This window comes from Streptomyces sp. NBC_00212 (assembly GCF_045206365.1).
GTDB lineage: Bacteria > Actinomycetota > Actinomycetes > Streptomycetales > Streptomycetaceae > Streptomyces.
In genome coordinates this window covers 1054205-1073881 of record NZ_CP108115.1, presented here as the reverse complement: position 1 = coordinate 1073881, position 19677 = coordinate 1054205, and the positions used below count along the sequence as shown (strand labels likewise).

14 protein-coding genes are annotated in these 19677 nt (G+C 71.9%); 10 read left to right on the top strand and 4 right to left on the bottom strand.

Annotated features, from left to right (window positions below; genetic code table 11):
• Positions 1-252: 252 nt before the first annotated feature.
• Positions 253-1695, bottom strand: a complete 1443-nt coding sequence (gene gndA, locus OHA17_RS04955) for an NADP-dependent phosphogluconate dehydrogenase (protein WP_406504388.1) — start codon at positions 1693-1695, stop codon at positions 253-255.
• Positions 1696-1925: 230 nt separating this feature from the next.
• Here gndA and OHA17_RS04950 point away from each other — a divergent pair, with 230 nt between their 5' ends.
• The gene (locus OHA17_RS04950; RefSeq protein ID WP_406504386.1) at positions 1926-3095 is read left to right on the top strand and encodes a transglycosylase family protein; all 1170 of its coding nucleotides are present in this window, start codon (positions 1926-1928) and stop codon (positions 3093-3095) included.
• Here the strand turns inward: OHA17_RS04950 and OHA17_RS04945 are convergent.
• Complete coding sequence (locus tag OHA17_RS04945; protein ID WP_406504384.1) at positions 3065-3988, bottom strand: DMT family transporter; 924 nt, start codon at positions 3986-3988, stop codon at positions 3065-3067. The two genes, OHA17_RS04950 and OHA17_RS04945, sit on opposite strands and share 31 nt — an antisense overlap.
• Positions 3989-4337: 349 nt before the next feature.
• Here OHA17_RS04945 and OHA17_RS04940 point away from each other — a divergent pair, with 349 nt between their 5' ends.
• The 4 genes from OHA17_RS04940 (at position 4338) to OHA17_RS04925 (ending at position 9381) form a co-directional block, all read left to right on the top strand.
• Entirely contained in the window at positions 4338-4580 is a 243-nt protein-coding gene (locus OHA17_RS04940; protein WP_053730920.1) for a hypothetical protein, read from the top strand.
• 2 nt (positions 4581-4582) lie between these two features.
• A complete protein-coding gene (locus OHA17_RS04935) occupies positions 4583-5131 on the top strand; it encodes a Clp protease N-terminal domain-containing protein (protein ID WP_406504382.1) in 549 nt (182 codons plus the stop codon).
• Between the two features lie 174 nt (positions 5132-5305).
• Positions 5306-7648: a GH92 family glycosyl hydrolase gene (locus OHA17_RS04930; RefSeq protein WP_406504380.1), complete on the top strand. Its 2343-nt coding sequence runs from the start codon at positions 5306-5308 to the stop codon at positions 7646-7648.
• 206 nt (positions 7649-7854) lie between these two features.
• Positions 7855-9381: an SDR family NAD(P)-dependent oxidoreductase gene (locus tag OHA17_RS04925; RefSeq protein WP_406504378.1), complete on the top strand. Its 1527-nt coding sequence runs from the start codon at positions 7855-7857 to the stop codon at positions 9379-9381.
• 75 nt (positions 9382-9456) lie between these two features.
• On the opposite strand, the gene OHA17_RS04920 is transcribed toward OHA17_RS04925, so the two are convergent.
• Entirely contained in the window at positions 9457-10029 is a 573-nt protein-coding gene (locus OHA17_RS04920; RefSeq protein ID WP_406504376.1) for an inositol oxygenase family protein, read from the bottom strand.
• Positions 10030-10372: 343 nt separating this feature from the next.
• Between OHA17_RS04920 and OHA17_RS04915 the strand changes: the two genes are divergently transcribed.
• Positions 10373-10546, top strand: coding sequence for a hypothetical protein (locus OHA17_RS04915; protein ID WP_344379193.1), 174 nt, complete (start codon positions 10373-10375; stop codon positions 10544-10546).
• Between the two features lie 65 nt (positions 10547-10611).
• On the opposite strand, the gene OHA17_RS04910 is transcribed toward OHA17_RS04915, so the two are convergent.
• The gene (locus tag OHA17_RS04910; RefSeq protein WP_398872829.1) at positions 10612-12282 is read right to left on the bottom strand and encodes an amidohydrolase; all 1671 of its coding nucleotides are present in this window, start codon (positions 12280-12282) and stop codon (positions 10612-10614) included.
• Between the two features lie 338 nt (positions 12283-12620).
• Here OHA17_RS04910 and OHA17_RS04905 point away from each other — a divergent pair, with 338 nt between their 5' ends.
• The 4 genes from OHA17_RS04905 to OHA17_RS04890 all read left to right on the top strand — a co-directional run bounded on the left by OHA17_RS04905 (position 12621) and on the right by OHA17_RS04890 (position 19664).
• Positions 12621-14648 carry a S9 family peptidase gene (locus OHA17_RS04905; protein WP_406504373.1) on the top strand — a complete coding sequence of 676 codons (2028 nt, stop codon included), beginning with the start codon at positions 12621-12623 and terminating at the stop codon, positions 14646-14648.
• A gap of 173 nt (positions 14649-14821) precedes the next feature.
• A complete protein-coding gene (locus OHA17_RS04900) occupies positions 14822-17176 on the top strand; it encodes an alpha-L-fucosidase (protein ID WP_406504371.1) in 2355 nt (784 codons plus the stop codon).
• 87 nt (positions 17177-17263) lie between these two features.
• A complete protein-coding gene (locus OHA17_RS04895) occupies positions 17264-18484 on the top strand; it encodes a DUF6777 domain-containing protein (protein WP_406504369.1) in 1221 nt (406 codons plus the stop codon).
• 148 nt (positions 18485-18632) lie between these two features.
• Complete coding sequence (locus OHA17_RS04890; protein WP_406504368.1) at positions 18633-19664, top strand: hypothetical protein; 1032 nt, start codon at positions 18633-18635, stop codon at positions 19662-19664.
• The last annotated feature ends 13 nt before the right edge of the window (positions 19665-19677 follow it).

Here is a 19677-nt window from a genome sequence, read left to right as displayed (position 1 = left end):
ACGCCGCTGCCGGACCCCGACCCGGGGCCGGTGCCAGGACCCGGGCCGGGGCCGGATCCCACGCCGCCGAGGCCGGGGCCGGGACCCGACCCCCGGCCGCCGAGCCCCGGGCCCGATCCCAAGCCGCCCGAACCGGACCCGGACCCCGGTCTGCCGGACCCCGTGCCGCAGCCGCCGGGCCCCGACCCCGTACCGGGTCCGCCGGAGCCCGAACCGGCCGGCTGACGGCTTCGGGCCCGGCGGAACCGCTGGTCAGCCAGTGCTCACCTCGGAGCGGTCGCCGCCCCACAGCGTGTGGAACGAGCCCTCGCGGTCGGTGCGCCGGTAGGTGTGCGCGCCGAAGAAGTCGCGCTGGCCCTGCGTGAGCGCGGCCGGGAGCCGCTCGGCGCGCAGCGCGTCGTAGTACGCGAGCGCCGCCGAGAAGCCGGGCACCGGCACGCCCTGCCCGGCCGCCGCCACGATCACCGCACGCCAGTCGTCCTGCGCCGCCCCGATCTCGTCGCCGAACCGCTTGTCCGAGAGCAGGCTCGGCAGGTCGGGCTTGGTGTCGTAGGCGCCCCGGATCCGGTCGAGGAAAGCGGCCCGGATGATGCAGCCCGCCCGCCAGATCGCCGCGACCGCACCCGGGTCGACGCCCCAGTCGTAGTTCTCGCTGCCCGCCTGGATCTGGTGGAAGCCCTGCGTGTACGACACGATCTTGGACGCGTACAGCGCCTGCTCCACCTGCGCGGCGAAGGCCGTCGCCTCGGCCTCGCCCAGCGGGGCCGCGGCAGGCCCGGCCAGGGAGCGGGCCGCCTCGCGCAGTTCGGCGTGGCCCGACAGGGAGCGGGCGAACACGGCCTCGGCGATGCCCGACACCGGGACCCCGAGGTCGAGCGCGATCTGCACCGTCCAGCGGCCGGTGCCCTTCTGCTCCGCCTGGTCCTGGACGACGTCGACGAACGGCTTGCCGGTGGCCGCGTCGACGTGGGCGAGCACCTCGGCCGTGATCTCGATCAGATAGGAGTCGAGGCGCCCGGTGTTCCAGCCCCGGAACGTCTCGGCGATCTTCGCGGGGGAGTAGCCCGCGACCGTACGCAGCAGGTGGTACGCCTCCGCGATGAGCTGCATGTCGGCGTACTCGATGCCGTTGTGGACCATCTTCACGAAGTGGCCCGCGCCGTCCGGGCCCACGTGCGTGACGCACGGGGTGCCGTCCGGGGCCTTCGCCGCGATCCGCTCCAGGAGCGGCCCGAGCGAGTCGTACGATTCGGCCGAGCCGCCCGGCATGATGCTCGGCCCGTGCAGCGCGCCCTCCTCGCCGCCCGAGATGCCGACGCCCACGAAGTGGATGCCGCGCTCGCGCAGTTCGCGCTCGCGCCTGCGGGTGTCCTCGAAGTGGGCGTTGCCGCCGTCGATGATGACGTCGCCCTCTTCCAGGAGCGGTGCGAACTCCTTGATCACCGCGTCCGTCGGCTCGCCCGCCTTGACCATGATGACGAGCCGGCGCGGCCGCTCCAGGGCGGCCACGAACTCCTCGGGCGACTCGGCCGCCACGAAGCTGCCCTCGGTGCCGAACTCCTCGACCAGCGCGCGGGTCTTGGCGGCCGTCCGGTTGTGCACGGCGACCGTGAACCCGTTGCGCGCGAAGTTGCGGGCGAGGTTGCGGCCCATGACCGCGAGTCCGGTGACGCCGATCTGGGCTGTTCCACTCATGCGTGTGCTCCTGGATCCTCGGGGTTCGCGGCGCCACGAGCGACCGTCACGGCGCACGGTTGCCGCCCACCCTACGGAACACGCCACGTCATCCGGCACGGTCGGGATTCCCGACACGGCCGACGAAAGTCCCGGGCCCGCCGAGGCCCGCCCTCCACTTGTCCGCCCCCTTGTCATGACCAGTTCGCAGCCCCTATTTTGGCGGCTCTTGATGCCTTCGAGGGGGACTCATGGCCTTACGCGGCCGGCACCGCCGGTATCAGCCGAGCCGGATCAACCGGGCGTCCCTGACGGTCACGGCCGGCGGGGCGGGCATCGCCCTCCCACTGATCGGCGCGGGCACCGCGGACGCCGCCTCCGTGGACGTCTGGAACAAGGTCGCGGCCTGCGAGTCGACCAACAACTGGCACATCAATACGGGCAACGGCTATTACGGCGGGCTGCAGTTCAGCCAGTCCACCTGGGAGGCGTACGGCGGCCGCCAGTACGCCGCGCGAGCGGACCTGGCCGCCCGGGACCAGCAGATCGTGATCGCCGAGAAGGTGCTCAAGGGGCAGGGCCCCGGCGCCTGGCCGGTCTGCTCGGGCGAGGCCGGTCTCACCCGGGGTGGCACGGCCCCGCAGCTGACCACGACGGACCGGCGCCGGACCGAGATCAAGCCGAAGGCGGCCCCCGCCGCGCCGAAGTCCCCGGCGCCCGCCGCGAAGAAGGCCGAGCCGCCGAGCCCCACCAAGGTGCCCGGCCCGCGGGAGTCGTACACCGTCGTGCACGGCGACTCACTGTCCACGATCGCCGGGCGCGAGCGCGTCCAGGGCGGCTGGCCCAGGCTGTACGCGGACAACCGCACGGTCGTCGGCGCCGACCCCGATCTCATCCGGCCCGGCCAGCACCTGACGCTGCCCGGCGCCGCCCCCGCGAAGCCGACGACCCCGCCGAAGTCCACCCCCAAGCCCCCCGCCGCCAAGCCGCCCGCGGCGAAGGTCGCCACCAAGTCGGCCGGGTTCACCGCGCCGGTCGACGTGCACCCCAGCACCCCGTACCACCTGGCCGGTTCGTCCTGGGCTAGCGGCTACCACACCGGCGTCGACTTCCCGGTGGCCACCGGCACCTCGGTGAAGGCGGTCACCTCGGGCACGGTCGTCGAGGCCGGCTGGGGAGGCTCGTACGGATACCAGGTGGTGATCCACCACCCCGACGGCAGATACAGCCAGTACGCCCACCTGTCGGCGGTCAACGTGAAGGCGGGCCAGAAGGTCAACACCGGCCAGCGGATAGGGCGTTCGGGTGCGACCGGCAACGCGACCGGGCCGCATCTGCACTTCGAGATACGCACAGGACCGGCGTACGGATCCGACGTCGACCCGCTGGCCTACCTGAGGGCGGGCGGCGTCGCCGTCTGATCGGGGCTGTCCCCCTGGCGCCCGGCGGAGGCCGTGTCGGAGGCGAGGACCGGCTTGTCGTGGTGGGCAGCGCTCAGCCGTTCCGTGGTGAGCAGGATCAGCCCGCCCGCCGCCACGACACCGAAGCCGAGGGCGACCGCGGTGCCCGCCGTCCCGTACCGGAAGGACTCGCCGAACAGCGTCAGGCCGATGGCCGCTGCGACCACCGGGTTGACGACGGTGACCGTCGCCAGTGGCGCCGCGAGGCCCGCGCCTCTGTAGGAGGCCTGCGAGAGCAGCAGCCCCGAGATCGCGAACCCGGCTATCGCGAACAGGACGGGCAGCTCGCTGAGGGGAAGCCCCGACTGCCAGTCCTCGGCGACGGACTTGGTGAACACCGAGGCGAGGCCGAACGCGCCGCCCGCCGCCGTGGCGAGCAGCACGCTGCGGGTGGCCGCCCGGCGCAGGGCCTTGGACGCCACGAACAGCGCCGCGACCGCCCCGAACCCGGAGGCGGCGAGCACCAGGCGCGACCCCGTGGCGAGGTCGTCCGCGCCCGCCCCGTTGGTCAGCACGAGCAGCCCGGCCAGGCCCGCGGTGGCCATGACCGCGCCGCGCCAGGCGGCTGCCCCGGCTCTGCGTCTTACGAGGACGGCTGACATCGGCAGCGCGAACACGATGGTGAGCGCGCCCATCGGCTGCACCAGCGTGAGCGGGCCGCACGCCAGGGCGGCGACGTGCAGCGTCGCGCCAAGGCCGTTCAGAGTGACCGAGCCCCACCAGGCCGGGCGGCGCACCGGGGCGTACGTGCTGCCCGGCCCGGACGCCGCGACGCGCTCCTGCACGATCGCCGCCGCCGCGTACGCGACGGCGGAGACCAGAGACAGCAACACGGCCAGGACAAGGGCGCTCATGGCTCCACGATGTCTCGTTGCGGACCCCGTGTCGTCGTCCCTGAGCACCGATTGCTTAGTACTCCAGGAGGAGTAGGGGCGTACGACCAAAGTCGTCCCAGATATCGGACTTTCAGTAAAACCGCAGCTCAAAATGGGCGTCAAGGGGATCGGAAGATCACCTTCCGTGGGCTGGTCCGCCCACTGGCGCCGATCGGCGAACGCCGCTGCCCGCGAGGTGGGAACCGGCCACCGGCGAGTACGTGCCTCGATGGCACGAACTGCCACCTACTGGGCAGTACTTCCTCGCCGCCCGGCGGCTTGTCAGGATTTCTTGACAACCCCTGTCTGTCAGGGCAACCTGACAGACATGGGAGCTGAGGACACACCGGCCTCGCTGGCCGGACAAGTCACCAACAAGGACCCCGCCGTCGGACTCGCGGCGGTCGTAGCGCTGCGCCGCCTCCTGGAGGAGCTGGAGCGCGTCCACGTCGACAACGCCCGCGACCAGGGCTGGTCCTGGCAGTCCATCGCCACCTCGCTGAACGTCAGCAGGCAGTCGGTGCACGAGAAGCATGCGAGCAGGCGCAAAGCCACGGGCAAGGAGGACTGAAGGTGTTCGAGTTTTTCACCGAGAGGGCCAAGCGGGCGATCGTGGCCTCGCAGGACGAGGCGCTGGCGCTGGGGCACGACTTCATCGGCACGGAGCACATCCTGCTGGGCCTCGCCGGAACCGACGACAGCACCGCCTGGGACGCGCTGACCGCGCGGGGCGTCGAGGTGGGCCGGGCCCGCCAAGAGGCGGTACGGATCTTGGAAGCGGCCGGGGTGCCGAGCACCGGCGGGCAGCCCGCGAAGGACGCGCTCGCCTCGATCGGCATCGACGTCGAGGAGATCAAGCGCCAGGCCGACAGCACGTTCGGCGCCGGCACCTTCCAGTACCCCCGGCCCGCGTACACGCCGCGCGCCAAGAAGGTCCTGGAGGCCACCCTCCGTGAGGCGAAGGCCCTCGGGCACGACCGCTTCGGCACGGAGCACATGCTGCTCGGGCTGCTCGCGGCCGGTGACGGGGGCCGGGGGGCGGAGGTCCTCGCGGCGCTCGGCATCGACCCGGCCGGGCTGCGTACGGAGGTCCTGTCCCGGGTGGCGCCGCACCACGCGTAGCAGGCAGGAGCAGCAAGGGAGTTGGGGGCTCGACGGGAAATCCCGCCGGGCCCCCTGCCGTGCCCCGACCCGTGTTCCAACCCATGCCCGAACCCTTGACGCGTACACGCATGAGGTCGAAGAATGATCGCGCTCTGACAACGTTGTCCACGGTCCAAGGAGGCGGTTCCACCCATGCGTCCGAACTGGAGAACGCGCGGCGCGGGCATCGGGCTCGCCGCCCTCGCGCTGCTTGCCGGGGTGCTCGCCGCGCCCGCCGCCCAGGCCGCGCCACCAGCCGGCGGCGGTCAACTGACCGATCTGGTCAACCCGTTCATCGGCACCGAGAACGAGGGCAACACCTATCCGGGCGCCGCCGTGCCGTTCGGCATGGTCCAGCTCTCCCCGGACACCGGCCACAACACCGGCTACGACCACGCCCAGGACCACATCCGGGGCTTCTCCGGCGTGCACCTGTCGGGCGTGGGCTGCGGGCTCGGCGGCGATCTGCCCACCCTGCCCACGACGGGCGACATCACGGAGACCGACTACGCCCGCTACGCCGCCAAGTTCAGCCACGACACCGAGCGGGCGAGCCCCGGCTACTACAAGGTCGGCCTCGACTCCGGGATCACCGCGGAGCTCACCGCCACCGCGCGCACCGGCGTCCAGCGCTACACCTTCCCCGCCACCGACAAGGCCGACGTCCTGCTCAACGCGGGCCAGTCACTGCACAGGACGATCTCCACCACCGTCGAGATCCTGGACGCGCGCACCGTCCGCACCGCCATCACCGGCAGCGGCTTCTGCCAGGACACCAAGCCGTACACCGTGTACACGGTCACCCGCTTCGACCGCCCCTTCACCGCGTCCGGCACCTGGAAGGACGGCAAGGTCAGCGAGGGTACGAAGAAGTCCAGCGGCAGCGCGGGCAACGGCGCCTGGCTGCGCTTCGACACCACCGAGGACCGCACCGTCGAGGCGACCACCGCGCTCAGCTATGTGGACGCGGCGGGCGCGGCCGGCAACCTGCGCGCCGAGGGCGGCAAGAGCTTCGGCCGGGTGGCGCGCGCGGCCCGCGACGCCTGGGAGAGCAGGCTCGAAACCGTACGGGCCCGGGGCGGCAGCGACACCCTGCGCCGCACCTTCTACTCCTCGCTCTACCGCTCGTTCCTCGCGCCCAACATCGGCAGCGACACCGACGGCCGCTACACCGGCTGGGACCAGAAGATCCACCGCGCCGGCGGCTTCGACTACTACCAGAACTGGTCTCTCTGGGACACCTACCGCACCCAGACCCAGCTCCTCTCGCTGCTGGCCCCGCGCGAGGCCCGCGACATGGCGATCTCCGTGCTGAAGATCGACGAGGAGAGCGGCTGGCTGCCGAAATGGGGTTACGGCACCGTCGAGACCAACATCATGACGGGCGACCCGGTCACCCCGTTCCTCACCAACGCCTACGCGCAGGGACTGCTCAAGGGGTACGAGGAAGAGGCGTACCGGGCGCTGAAGAAGAACGCCGACGGGGTGCCGCCCGCCGACTCCCCGGCCGTCGGCCGCGAGGCCAACTCCCTTTACATCAGGGACGGTTACGCCCCCTACATCAAGGACCGCCCGCACACCAAGCCCGGCGACTCCGACTTCGACCACGGCGCGTCCGCGACCCTGGAATACGCGCTCTCCGACGCCATGCTGGGCAGGATGGCCCGCGAGCTCGGACACCCTGAGGACGCCGCGCGCTACACCGCCCGCGCGCAGAACTACCGGAGGGTCTTCGACCCCTCGACCGGGTTCTTCCGCGCCCGTGACGCCCAGGGCGCCTTCACCGGACCCGCCGACCCGGCCAAGAGCGAGGGCTTCCACGAGGGCACGTCCTGGCAGTACCAGTGGCTCGTGCCGCAGGACCTGCCCGGGATGGTCTCCCTCATCGGCGGACAGGACGCGGCCAACCGGCGCCTCGACTCGTTCTTCGCGTACGACAAGCTCCTCGCGGACCCGGCGAAGACCGCCCGGGAGGTGTGGGTGAACGGGCCGTACTCGTACTACAACGCGGACAAGTACAACCCGCAGAACGAGCCGGACCTCATCGCTCCGTACACCTATCTCTCCACCGGGCAGCCCTGGAAGACCACGGACGTGGTGCACGCCGCGCTGACCCTGTTCACCGACGCCCCGACCGGGATGACCGGCAATGACGACCTCGGGACGATGTCGGCGTGGATGGTGCTGTCCTCGATCGGGATCTTCCCGGTCCAGCCCGGCACGGACACGTGGGGGCTGTCCACGCCCGTCTTCGACCGGGTCGACCTCTCGCTCGACCGTCGGTACTACCCGCGCGGCGGGTTCACGGTGACCGCCCCGGGCACGTCCGACGCTGCCCGCTACATCCAGGGTGCTCGGCTGGACGGGCGTGTCCAGGCCCGTACGTATCTCACCGGGGCGGACCTCAGGGCCGGGCGGAACCTGGCCTTCACGGTCGGTTCCGCCCCCTCCGGATGGGGCACCGCGGCTTCCGCTGCGCCGCCCGTGGTGCGCTGAGCGCGTCACGTTTTTCGGCTGCGGGTCCGTCGTGGCTGGTCGCGCAGTTCCCTGGCGCCCCTAGCAGGATGCGCCCAGCCAGCCCTTGTGCCACCGCCCGCCCCCTCTTCCCCCCGGGGCGGGCGGTTTGGTATGTGGGGCGATCGCTCCGTACCATGGCGCTTTTGGGAACTTATATTCACGACTGATCGAGGAACGCAGCGGCGATGACGGTGACAGAGGACTTCCAGGACCAGGAGCACGGTCCCGGTGTCGACGAGCGGCCCGAGCAGGGCGTCGACCAGGACTTCGGCCCCGGCATCGACCCCGAGCGGCTCGCGCTCTGCCTGAGCGTGCTGGCGGAACTCGACCAGATCGACGTCGACCACCCCGACGCGATCGCCGTGCGCCGCGCCACCGCCGGCATCTACCGGACCGTGAAGCAGCGCCGCCGCCAGGAGCGCCGCGCCGCCAAGACCGCCCACGACCGCTCCGTCACCGAGGCTACCGCCACCGGCTCCGCCGAGCGCATCGACGACGAGACCGAGGGCCTGCTGCCCAGCTCGTCCGTCACCGGCGAGATCGCGGGCATACTCCAGCGCCCCCGGTCCTGCTACGTCTGCAAGGCCCGGTACGTCGAGGTCGACGCCTTCTACCACCAGCTGTGCCAGAAGTGCGCCGCCGAGAACCGGGCCCGCCGTGACGCGCGCACCGACCTCACCGGCAAGCGCGCCCTGCTCACCGGCGGCCGCGCCAAGATCGGCATGTACATCGCGCTGCGGCTGCTGCGCGACGGCGCGCACACCACCATCACCACCCGCTTCCCCAAGGACGCCATCCGCCGCTTCAAGGCGATGGAGGACTCCGCGGACTGGATGCACCGCCTCGAAGTCGTCGGCATCGACCTGCGCGACCCGGCCCAGGTGGTCGCCCTGGTCGAGCGGACGGCCGAGCAGGGCCCGCTGGACATCCTGATCAACAACGCGACGCAGACCGTGCGCCGGCTGCCCTCCGCCTACGCCGCCCTGGTGGACGGCGAGAGCGCCCCGCTGCCGGCCGGCGAGCTCCCCGCCCACGACGTCATCGGAGCCTTCAACTCCGGCGCGGTCGACGGCCTGACCGCGCTCCCCGTCGGCACCTCGGGCCTCGACGCCCAGCGGGTCGCCGACCTCGCCCTGGTCGCGGGCAACGCCAGCATCGCCAAGTACCAGGACGGCACCGCGCTCGACGCGGGCGGGCTGCTCCCCGACGTCGTCGACAGCAACACCTGGGTGCAGTCGATCGACCAGATCTCCCCGGTCGAGCTCCTCGAAACCCAGCTGTGCAACTACACCGCGCCGTTCATCCTGATCAGCAGCCTGCGCCCGGCCATGGCCGACGCCGCCCGCAAGGCGCCGAACGGCCGCGCGTACGTCGTGAACGTCTCGGCGATGGAAGGCGTCTTCAGTCGCGGCTACAAGGGCGCGGGACACCCCAACACCAACGCCGCCAAGGCCGCCATGAACATGGTCACCCGGACCAGCGGCCAGGAGATGTTCGAGACCGACAAGATCCTGATGACCTCGGTCGACACCGGCTGGATCACCGACGAGCGCCCGCACCACGACAAGCTGCGGCTCGCCGAGGAGGGCTTCCACGCCCCCCTCGACCTCGTCGACGGCGCCGCCCGCGTCTACGACCCGATCGTGCGCGGCGAGCTGGGCGAGGACCTGCACAGCGTCTTCCTCAAGGACTACGCGCCGGCCAACTGGTAGGCCTCAGTTCTCGTTCCGAAGGGCGGTACGCATCGCGCGTGCCGCCCTTCGGCGTCAACTGAACCCGCCCAAGCGTCAGTTGACGTACTGCGCGACGAGCTCAAGGACCGGACGCCAGTCCTCCATGACGCCCGCTTCGAGCCCCACGACCTTCCCCGCGTCGTCGGCCTGCCGCAGGAGCACCGCGTCCTCGGCCAGCGGGTCCCGCGCGAAGGCCGCCGCCTCCTCGGGCCCCATCACCCCGCCCTGTGCCCGCAGCGTCAGCGCGCTCTGCGGCGAGAGCGTACGGTCCGGCTCGACCGCCGCCAGATAGCGCTTCGCGGGCACGTGCAGCCGTACGAGGCGGGCCACCCGCGCACCGAGCAGCGGCCGCACGGCCCGCGCCGCGGTGTCGGCGTGCCCCGCGTCGTCACCGGGACGGAGCAGATGCCCGAGATCGTGCACGAGGCCCGCCAACTGGAGCTCCTTGTCGGCCGGGTGGGACCGGCGCAGCAGGTGGGCGGTCTGGAGCGCGTGGTCGTGCAGATCGACCGGGTCGCCGCTGCGGTCGGGGGTGTCCCAGGCGCCCCGGCAGGCGTGCAGGAGCTCCATCAGCTCGTCGACCGAGCGCACCGCCCGGTCGTGACCGGGCCTGCTCGACAGCTCCATGTGGTCTCCTCCCCGCGCGCGGCAGCCGACCCCGTCAGCAGATCATGGCGGGATGAACATCGGGCTGAACGCCCGGCGAAGGAAAGTTGACGCAAAGGAAGTGGCCCTATCGAGCGGGACCGCGCTCATTTGGTTACTCTGGTGCGAACGGTAGCCACAGCGGGTCCACCAACCCTCAAGGCCCGTTCCGGATCCGTCCCACAACCTGTGGCCGTGATGCGGACAGAGTGCCGGCGCCACCGCGTCAGAACTGCCCTTGCCCCTGCCCTGCGGGCGGACAACCGGGTCGGAGAACGACGCGTGCCGGTACGCCCAGGGTTATTGCGACACAAAGGAGTGCGCGGTGACACCAGAAACCACAGAACGCGAACGCCGGACGCCGGAACGCGGCGGCGAACGGGCCGCCAGGCCCGAGAAGCTCCGCAACATCGAGGTCTGGGCCCGCTCGGCCCCGATCCGCCTCGCGGGCTACGAGGAGGACCTCGCGGAACCCCACATCCTGCCCGGCATCGACTGACGAGGCCGAACCACAGATCCGTGCCCTCCTGTTGACGCAGGGGGGCACGGACATGCGAGGGGCCGCTACCTGGGCCGCCCGAGCGGCTCGGGGTGGATGGTCCGCCCCTCCTTGACGGTCTCGACGACCCGGATGTCCTTGATCTCCTCGGCGGGCACGGTGAGCGGATTCGCGCTCAGGATCACGAGGTCGGCGAGTTTGCCCACCGCGATCGAGCCCTTGACCGCCTCCTCGAAGTACTGGTGCGCGGCATGGATCGTGGTCGACTTGACCGCGTCGAGCGCCGACACCCGCTGCTCTTCGCCGAGCACATGGCCGCTGCGGGTCACCCGGGTGACCTGGCTGGACAGGATGGCCGACGAGCTGGGCAGTGCCACCGGGGCGTCGTGGTGCGAGGTGTAGATCATGTTCCGGCGCAGCGCCGAGGCGGCCGGGGAGATGCGGGCCGCGCGCTCCTCGCCGAGCACCGTCTCCCGGTACCAGTCGCCCCAGTAGAACGTGTGCATGGAGAAGAACGACGGGATGATCCCCAACTCCCGCATGGCGTCCAGCTGGTCCTCGCGAGCGGTCTGGGCGTGGATCGCCACCGGGCGCGGGTCCACCGGGCGGTGCCGGGCCGTGGCCTGCCGCACGGCCATGACGAACTGGTCGATGGCCGCGTCGCCGTTGGTGTGCGCCAGGACCTGGCGGCCCCTGGCGTACGCGTCGCCGACCGCGGCCACCGCTTCCGCGTCCGTGAGCGCCGGATAGCCCCGGTAGTCCGCGCTCTCCCCGTCGGGCTGGGTCAGATACGGCCGGGTCAGCCAGGCGGTGCGGCCCTGCGGCGAACCGTCGAGGCCCAGCTTCACCCCGCCGATCCGCAGCCGGTCGCGGTACTCCGGCACCGAAACCTCGGCGTCCTTGAGCTCGGCGGCCAGCGAGACGTCCGGGTAGACCACGACGTCGATGTCGAACAGCCGCCGCCCCGCGACCGTTTCGAGGATCTCCAGGTCCTTCGCGGTCATCACCCGGCCGTCCTGCGCGGTGGTGAACCCGAACGAGGCCATGGCGCGCTGGCCGAGCAGGATCAGAGCGATCCGGTCCTCGTCGCTGAACCCGGCCGCGGAATGCCCCCAGGCTTGGAACAGCGCGGACTCCTCCAGGACGCCGTTGGGCTCGCTGCTGCCGGGCCGGCGCCGGATCACACCGCCTGCCGGGTCCTCGGTGTCCGCGTCGTACCCGAGCAGTTCGAGGGCCTTGCTGTTGACCGAGCCGAGGTGGCTCGACTGGTGGATGACCAGGATCGGCCGGTCGGTGTCCACCGCGTCGAGGTCGTCGCGGGTGGGGTGCCGCGCGCCGGCGAGCTGCGCGTCGTCGTAGCCGAATCCGACGATCCAGTCCCAGCGCCGGCCGGTCTCCGTGGTCTTCCACGCCTCCAGCCGGGCCTGCAGGGCGGGGATGTCGTCGACCTCGCCGTCGGGTGCGGGCAGCAGATTGGCCGCCCCCGCCTGGAAGCCGATCAGGGACAGATGGCTGTGCGCGTCGACGAACCCGGGCAGCAGGGCGCGCCCCTTCAAGTCGACGAAGCGGGTGCCGTCACCGGCCTGCGCGAGCACCTCGCGCAGGTCGCCGACGGCCGCGATCCGGCCGTCCCTGACGGCGACCGCCTCCGCGGTCGGCCGGGCGTCGTCGACCGTGACGATGTCCCCGCCGAAGTAGATCGTGTCAACTGCCCGGACGGGACTGGTGCTTGCCATGAAGTCCTCCGTAGGGTGTCCGGCCTGCTCGGCCGAGTCCCGCGCAGGGCGCACCCGTGACCGGGCCCGAGTGTGCCGAGCGCCCAGCTGATCGGTGGCTTCGGGGCGGGGCAGGCGGGCCGGCCTTCGCTGTCCGGTCCGAGTGTTGAGCCGCCCCGCACTCCGCACAAGAAGGAGAACCGGCCAGCCACCGGCCCCGCCCCGCCGGATACCGGGTGCCCGGGGCCACCCTCCGAAGGGCGTGAGGGCGGTGAGGCAACCGGATGTGACGGTGTGTCAGGTGTGGGGTTCGGCCCCACGCCCTGTCGCCCCGGAGCGCCACGAGGCAGGATGACCGGATGTCCGAGACACCCAGTGACACCACCGCCTTCCACGACCTGTCCGCCTTCCTCGCCACCCCGCGCGTCAATGCCCTCGCGCTCTCACTCGACGGAAAGCGGCTGGTGGCCGCGGTGCAGAGCCTCAACGCCGAGGGCAACGGGTACGTGTCCGGGCTGTGGGACATCGACCCCGCCGGGGTGCGCGAACCCCGGCGCCTGACCCGCTCCCGCAAGGGCGAGTCCGCGCCCGCGTTCGCCTCGGACGGAACCCTGTACTTCCTCTCCGGGCGCGAGGACACCGACCCCGCCGCGGCCAAGGCCGGCGAAGAACACCCCGGCGTGTGGGCGCTGCCCGAGAGCGGCGAGTCCGCGCTCATGGCCCGCCACCCCGGCCCAATCGCCGGATTCACCCTCGCCCGGGACACCATCACCCTCGCCTACACCGCGGGGCTGCTGCCCGGCGCGGCCGACGCCGAGGCACACGGCAAGCTGCGCAAGGACCGCGCCGACGCCAAGGTCACCGCCATCCTGTACGAGTCCGGGCCCACCCGGCACTGGGACAGCGACCTCGGCCCGGACGAGCCGCACACCTTCGTCCGCCGCACCCGCGACGAGCACGGCTCGCCGGTCGACGCGGGCGGGCAGGGATTCATCAGCGAGGCCGAGACCGCCCTGTCGCCCGACGGCACCCGCGTCGCCCACACCCGTTTCGTCCACGGCCCGGTGCCGGACCGCGACCGCACCGTCGTCGTGGTCGCGGACTGCGCGACCGGCGAAGAGCTGCGCGTGGTCGACCAGGACGGATACGTGTACTCCACCCCGCAGTTCACCGCCGACGGCACCGGCCTGATCTGCACCCGCCAGCTGATCGAAACGTACGAGAAGCCGTACACCTACACCCTCGTACGCATCGACCTGGCGAGCGGCGCGGAGAGCGAGCTCGTGCCGGACTTCGAGAACTGGCCCATCGGGGCGGTGGTCTCGCCGCGCCCCGACGACGCGACCGTCTGGTTCGCCGCCGACGAGCTCGGCCACTCGCCCGTCTTCCGGCGCGACGCGGACGGCACGGTCACCCGGCTCACCGCCGCCGGGACGTACACCTCGCTCACCGTCGCGCCCGACGGACGCACCCTGTACGCGCTGCGCAGCTCCGTCGACGCCCCGCCCACCCCGGTCCGCCTCGATGCCGCCGCGGCCGACCAGGAACCCGTCGTGCTCAAGGCGCCCGGCGGGGCGGGCCGGCTGCCGGGCACCCTGACCGAAGTGCACACGGTGGCCGACGACGGATTCCCGCTGCGCTCCTGGCTCGTGCTGCCCGAGGGCGCGTCCGCCGAGCGGCCCGCGCCGCTGCTCGTCTTCCCGCACGGCGGCCCCGAGACCTCCTGGAACGCCTGGACGTGGCGCTGGAACCCGTGGCCCTTCGCGGCCCGCGGCTACGCGGTCCTGCTGCCCGACCCCGCGCTGTCGGCCGGCTACGGGCCGCGGATGCACGAGCGCGGCTGGGGGCAGTGGGGCGGTCAGCCCTACCGGGACCTGATGGCGATGACCGACGCGACCGAGGCCCGCCCCGACATCGACGCGACCCGCACCGGCCTCGCGGGCGCCTCGTACGGCGGCTACATGGCCAACCGGATCGCCACCCTGACGGACCGCTTCAAGGCGATCGTCTCGCACGCCTCGATCTGGGACCTGCGCTCGTTCCAGCCGGACACGGACGCCTCGGCCTACTTCCGGCGGATCTTCGGCGACCCGCTGACCCGGCCGGAACGCTACGAGGAGAACTCGCCGTCCCTCGCGGCCGACCGGATCCGCACGCCCATGCTGGTGGTCCACGGCGCCAACGACTACCGGGTGCCCGTCGGCCAGGGCAGGGCCCTGTTCCAGGAGCTCCAGCGCTGCGAAGTCCCGGCGAAATTCCTGTACTTCCCCGACGAGTCCCACTGGATCCTGGCCCCGAACCACACCCGCCTCTGGTACGCGACCCTGCTCAACTTCCTCGACCACCATGTGCTCGGCGAGGAGTGGCTGAGGCCCGAAATGGTGTGAGCTGCACCCGAATTGACGGTATGTCAGACACAGGGCTCGCCGGCCCGGTATGCCCACAGCATGCCGGGCGGGCGGCTGGGCGGCAATAGGTCGGATGAGTTGGGGCGGGAGGCCTATTTCTGTTGTGCAGGGTGCATTGACACGCCTCCGACTCGCCTCAATCATCGGATGTCATGACCGAACTTCCCAGACGACATGTACTCGGAATGACGGCGGGGGCGGCAGTCGGCGCCGCTCTTCTCTCCCCGGCCACGGCCGATGCGAACCCCCTCGACCCCTCAATCGGCGCTGCCGTGAAGGGCGGTGAGTGGGGCACGGTTCCCGCGGCCGTCCCGGTCGCGCTCGACCGCTGGTTCGACAATGACGGCATCGACACCGCGAGCGCCCGCGGCGGCGACTTCGACGGCTCCGGTTACACCTTTCCCGGCGAGCAACTCCCGGCAGGAAACGTCCAGTTGGACGGTGTCCCGTACGTCTTCCCCGGCGCCGCCGCCGGGGTCAAGAACAACATCGTCGCTCTCGGGCAGCGCATCGACCTGCCCCGAGGGCGCTACCTCTCGGGGCTGTTCCTCGTCGCGTCCAGCTACGGGGACGCGTCGGGCCGGGCCACCGTGCACTACGCCGACGGCAGCACCTCCGCCGCCGCGCTCGGCGGCCCCGACTGGTACAGCGGCAGCGGGCAGCTGACCGCCGCGTACCGCTACGGGCCGGGCGGCGTGCGGGACTCCCACCAGGTCGTCGTCGCGAGCGCCGAGCTGGCGATGGACCCCGCTCGCGAGGCCGTCGCCCTCACCCTGCCCGTCACCAACCCCGCCCAGCCCGGCAAGCCCTCCCTGCACGTCTTCGCGCTCTCGCTGCAACCCGCGGCGGACGGGCGCGCGGTCGCGCTGCGGGACGCGCACTCGACCACCACGACGCTGGCCTCCGGCGCCCAGAGCATCGAGGCCACCGTCATCAACGCGGGCACCGTCACCCTGCTCGCCTCCGACGCGCTGAGCGTCCAGGTCGACGTCGACGGGGCCCGTACGGTCGAAGCGGCCCGGATACCCCGGCTCGCACCCGGCGAGCAGGCCAGGGTCAGGGTCGGCATCCGGTCGGGCACCGGCACCGCCCCGGGAACGGTGCGCCCCGGGCGCGTGACCGCGCGCGGCCGGGGGCAAGAGGCCGCCTCCGTGTCCCGTCAACTCACCCTGGGCACACCGGACTTCACCGCGACCGACGCCTCGCTCTCCTCGCACCAGGCGCCCTACTGGTTCCAGGACGCCAAGTTCGGCATCTTCATCCACTGGGGCGTCTACTCGGTGCCCGCCTGGGCGCCCGTCGGCGTGCAGTACGCCGAGTGGTACTGGGCCCAGATGCAGAACCCGAACAACGCCACGTACGCCTACCACCGCGACACCTACGGCGAGTCGTTCAACTACGACGACTTCATCCCGCGGTTCACCGCCGAACGCTTCGATCCCCGCTCCTGGGTCGAGCTGTTCCGCGACGCGGGCGCCCAGTACCACGTCCTCACCTCCAAGCATCACGAAGGCTTCGCGCTCTGGGACACCAAGGTGTCCGACCGCAACGCGGTCAAGATGGGCCCGAAGAAGGACCTGGTCCGCGCCCTGTTCGAGGCGTCCAAGCAGTACGCGCCGCAACTGCACCGCGGGCTCTACTTCTCGATGCCGGAGTGGTTCAACCCCGACAGCCCCTGGCAGGGCCACGGCCCGCGCAACCCGTACACCCTCAAGCCGCTCCCGTACACCGGCTACACGCCCGGCAAGGACTACATCAAGGACCTCCAGGCCCCGCAGATGCTGGAGCTGGTCGAGGGGTACGACCCGGAGATCCTGTGGTGCGACATCGGCGGCGCCAACGACAGCCACCGGGTGCTCGCCGAGTACTTCAACCACGCGAAGAAGCGGGCCCGCCCCATCGAGGTCACCGTCAACAACCGCTCCGGCATCGGGCCGCACGACTTCACCACGCCCGAGTACGCCACGTACGACACGGTGGTGACGGCGAAGTGGGAGGCGAGCCGGGGCCTGGACCCGTTCAGCTACGGCTACAACCAGGCCACCCCGGACGACAGGTACATGACCACCGAGGAGGTCGTGCACACCCTCGTCGACATCGTCAGCAAGAACGGCAACTTCCTGCTCGACATCGGGCCGCGGGCGGACGGCACCATCCCCGAGATCATGCAGCTCCGGCTGCGCGAGACGGGGCAGTGGCTCAAGACCAACGGCGAGGCGATCTACGGGTCCACCTACTGGGCGCGGATGCCGCAGCTCGGCGCCGACCTCAGGTTCACCGTCCGGCCGGGCCGCGCCTTCTACATCCACTCGCTCGCCGAGCCGGGGGCCACGCTCACCGTGGAGGCGCCGGTGCCGATCCGGGCCGGGGACCGGGTCACGATGCTCGGGCACGGGCGGCCGCTCACCTGGCGGACCAGCGGCAGCGGGCTCGTCATCGACGTGCCGGCCGCCGCGCGGGCCGCGGGGAGCCACGCCTGGGTGTTCAAGATCGAGTGGCTGGGATGACCCGGGCGGACCCCGTCCGTTTGCGCGAGACGTGAGCCTGCGGCACACAATGAGGGGCAACTCGGGGCGTACAGGTGGGAGATCCACGTGCCCTCGACCCTGCGCAGAATAGCCGCTGCCGCCGCCGTGCTGTCCGTCGGCGCCTTCGCCGCCGGATGCGGCGGCGGTGCCATCGGTGCCGACAGCGAGCAGGACCTCAACCTCCAGCCGATCGCCGCCGCCGGGCCGGACCCGTTCACCAAGTCCACGGCCGAATCGACGGCGACCCCCACCCCGGCCGCGCCGCCCGGCACCCGGAGCAGCGCGCCGCCGTCGGGCTCGATCTCGGCGAGCACCGTCTCGGGCTCCACGCCGGGCCTGTACGGCGGTACGCAGTCGGTGGCCAGCTGCGACGTGGAGAAGCAGATCCGCTTCCTCGGCGGCGACCGGGCCAAGAACCAGGCGTTCGCCGATGCCGCCGGGGTCGACCCGGGCTCCGTCGCGGGCTTCCTGCGCGGGCTCACGCCCGTCGTGCTGCGCGCGGACACCCGGGTCACCAACCACGGCTTCCGCGACGGCTCGGCGACCAGCTTCCAGTCGGTGCTCCAGGCCGGCACCGCCGTCCTGGTCGACGACCACGGTGCGCCGCGCGTGCGGTGCGCCTGCGGGAACCCGCTGAAGGCGCCCAACAACCACCAGGGTGCCTGGCGCGACCAGGGCAAGCCCTGGCCCGGCTTCCGTGGTGACCGCGTCATCGTGGTGCGGCCCACCACGGTGGTCATCAACAACTTCATCATCGTCAACATCACCAACAACACCTGGATCGAGCGGGAGAAGGGCGACGACGGGCAGCACGACCGCAAGCGGCCCGACATCCAGATCGACCCGACCAAGCCGCCGGTCACCGTGCCGCCGTCACCTTCGGCGAGCCCGAGCACCTCGCCATCGGTCAGCAGCTCGCCCTCGACCAGCAGTTCTCCCTCGGGCAGCTCGCCGCCGCCGAGCCCCAACTGCCCGACGCCGAGGCCGACCGTGACGGTCACCGAGACGCCGACCCCGACGCCGCCGGGATCCGCCCCGCCGGCCCGGCTGCCGAAGCCGGTCGCGCCGACCCCGAGCGGCTGCCCGTCGGCCACGACGACGGTCACCGCGACGCCGTCCGTGCCGAGTCCCTCGGCGCCTTCACCGCGGGTGCCCTCGACGCCGGTGTCGCCGCCCGACACAGGCGCGCCCAGCGGCCCGCCCTCGCTGCCGACGAAGCCGACGAACCTGCCGAGCGGGCCGGACTCCGACATGTTCGGGCCCTCGCCGGAGTCGGAGAACGTCTGAGGGGGCGCGTACGACCCGCGGTCACCGGCGGGCTGCGCCGGTGACCGCGGCGTCCGACTCGGGGAGTGACGGAAAGACGGACCAAGAGGTGCATATAGGCTGCATCCTTTGTCCGTTGTCCTCCCTCCAGCAGCCAGGAGCGTCCGCCGTGACCGTCGCGATCGACCTGCCCGAACAGTCCGCGCCCCCCACCGTCGAAGTGCACGACAGCGTGGCGCGCGACGCCCGCGAGTTCGGGGCCTACGCCCGCACCGGCGGCTGGGCGTTCGCCCTGAAGGTGGCGCGCAGCGTACGCCCCGGCGGGCAGGCGGCCGGTGAGACGCCGAAGGTCTCCGCGAAGGAGTTCAGCGAGCTCGCCGGCTGCTCGGCCGAGCGCGTCATGCGCTACTACAAGGCGTGGGACAAGGCCTCCGACGACGGCCTGGTCCCGCTCTTCGAGGCGCTCGTCCCGGGCGAGGACATCGACCTGCCCGACGCGGATGTCTGGCTCACCTACTACGTGTCCCGCTCCAGCGCGACCTCGGAGCGCGGCACCGCCATCACCGCGGCCGCCGAGGCCGAGGGCATCCGGCCGACCAAGGCCCTGGAGGTCGCGGAGAACCCCACCGCGCTCAGGGCCGCGATCCTCGCCGACCCCGGCACCGCCCAGGCCGCCCGCTCCGCGCTCCTGGACCGGCTCAAGGACGACCCCGCGCTCCAGACCGAGCTGGCCCGCGACATCGCCCGCACCGACGAGCTGAAGAAGGCGGTGGCCAGCGAGACCCGGGCCGCCGACCGCATCGGATACGTCCGCCAGATCGTCGAGAACGGGCAGATCCGCACGCCCGCGGGCCAGACCGTCGAGGCTCCCGCCGAGCTCCGTGCCGAGGCCGAGCGGCACCTCTCCCTGCTCGACGAGCTCGACGACTCCGAAGAGGCCGGGGAGTGGGCGACCGAGGCGTACGACACCGTCAAGGGCCTCGTCGTCCAGGCCGTCGAAGCCGACCCCGAGCTGCGCGTGCAGGAACGCCGCACCAAGTTCTACAGCAGCCTGCAGAAGGCGACGAAGGTGTTCGAGGAGCTCACCCTCGACGACGCCGACGACATCTACGAGGACGACATGGTCCAGCGCCTCGAAGCCCTCCAGAGCGCCATCGGCACCTGCATCACCGCCCTGCGCAAGGCCTCCCCGGCGCACTGAGCCACTCCCCGCC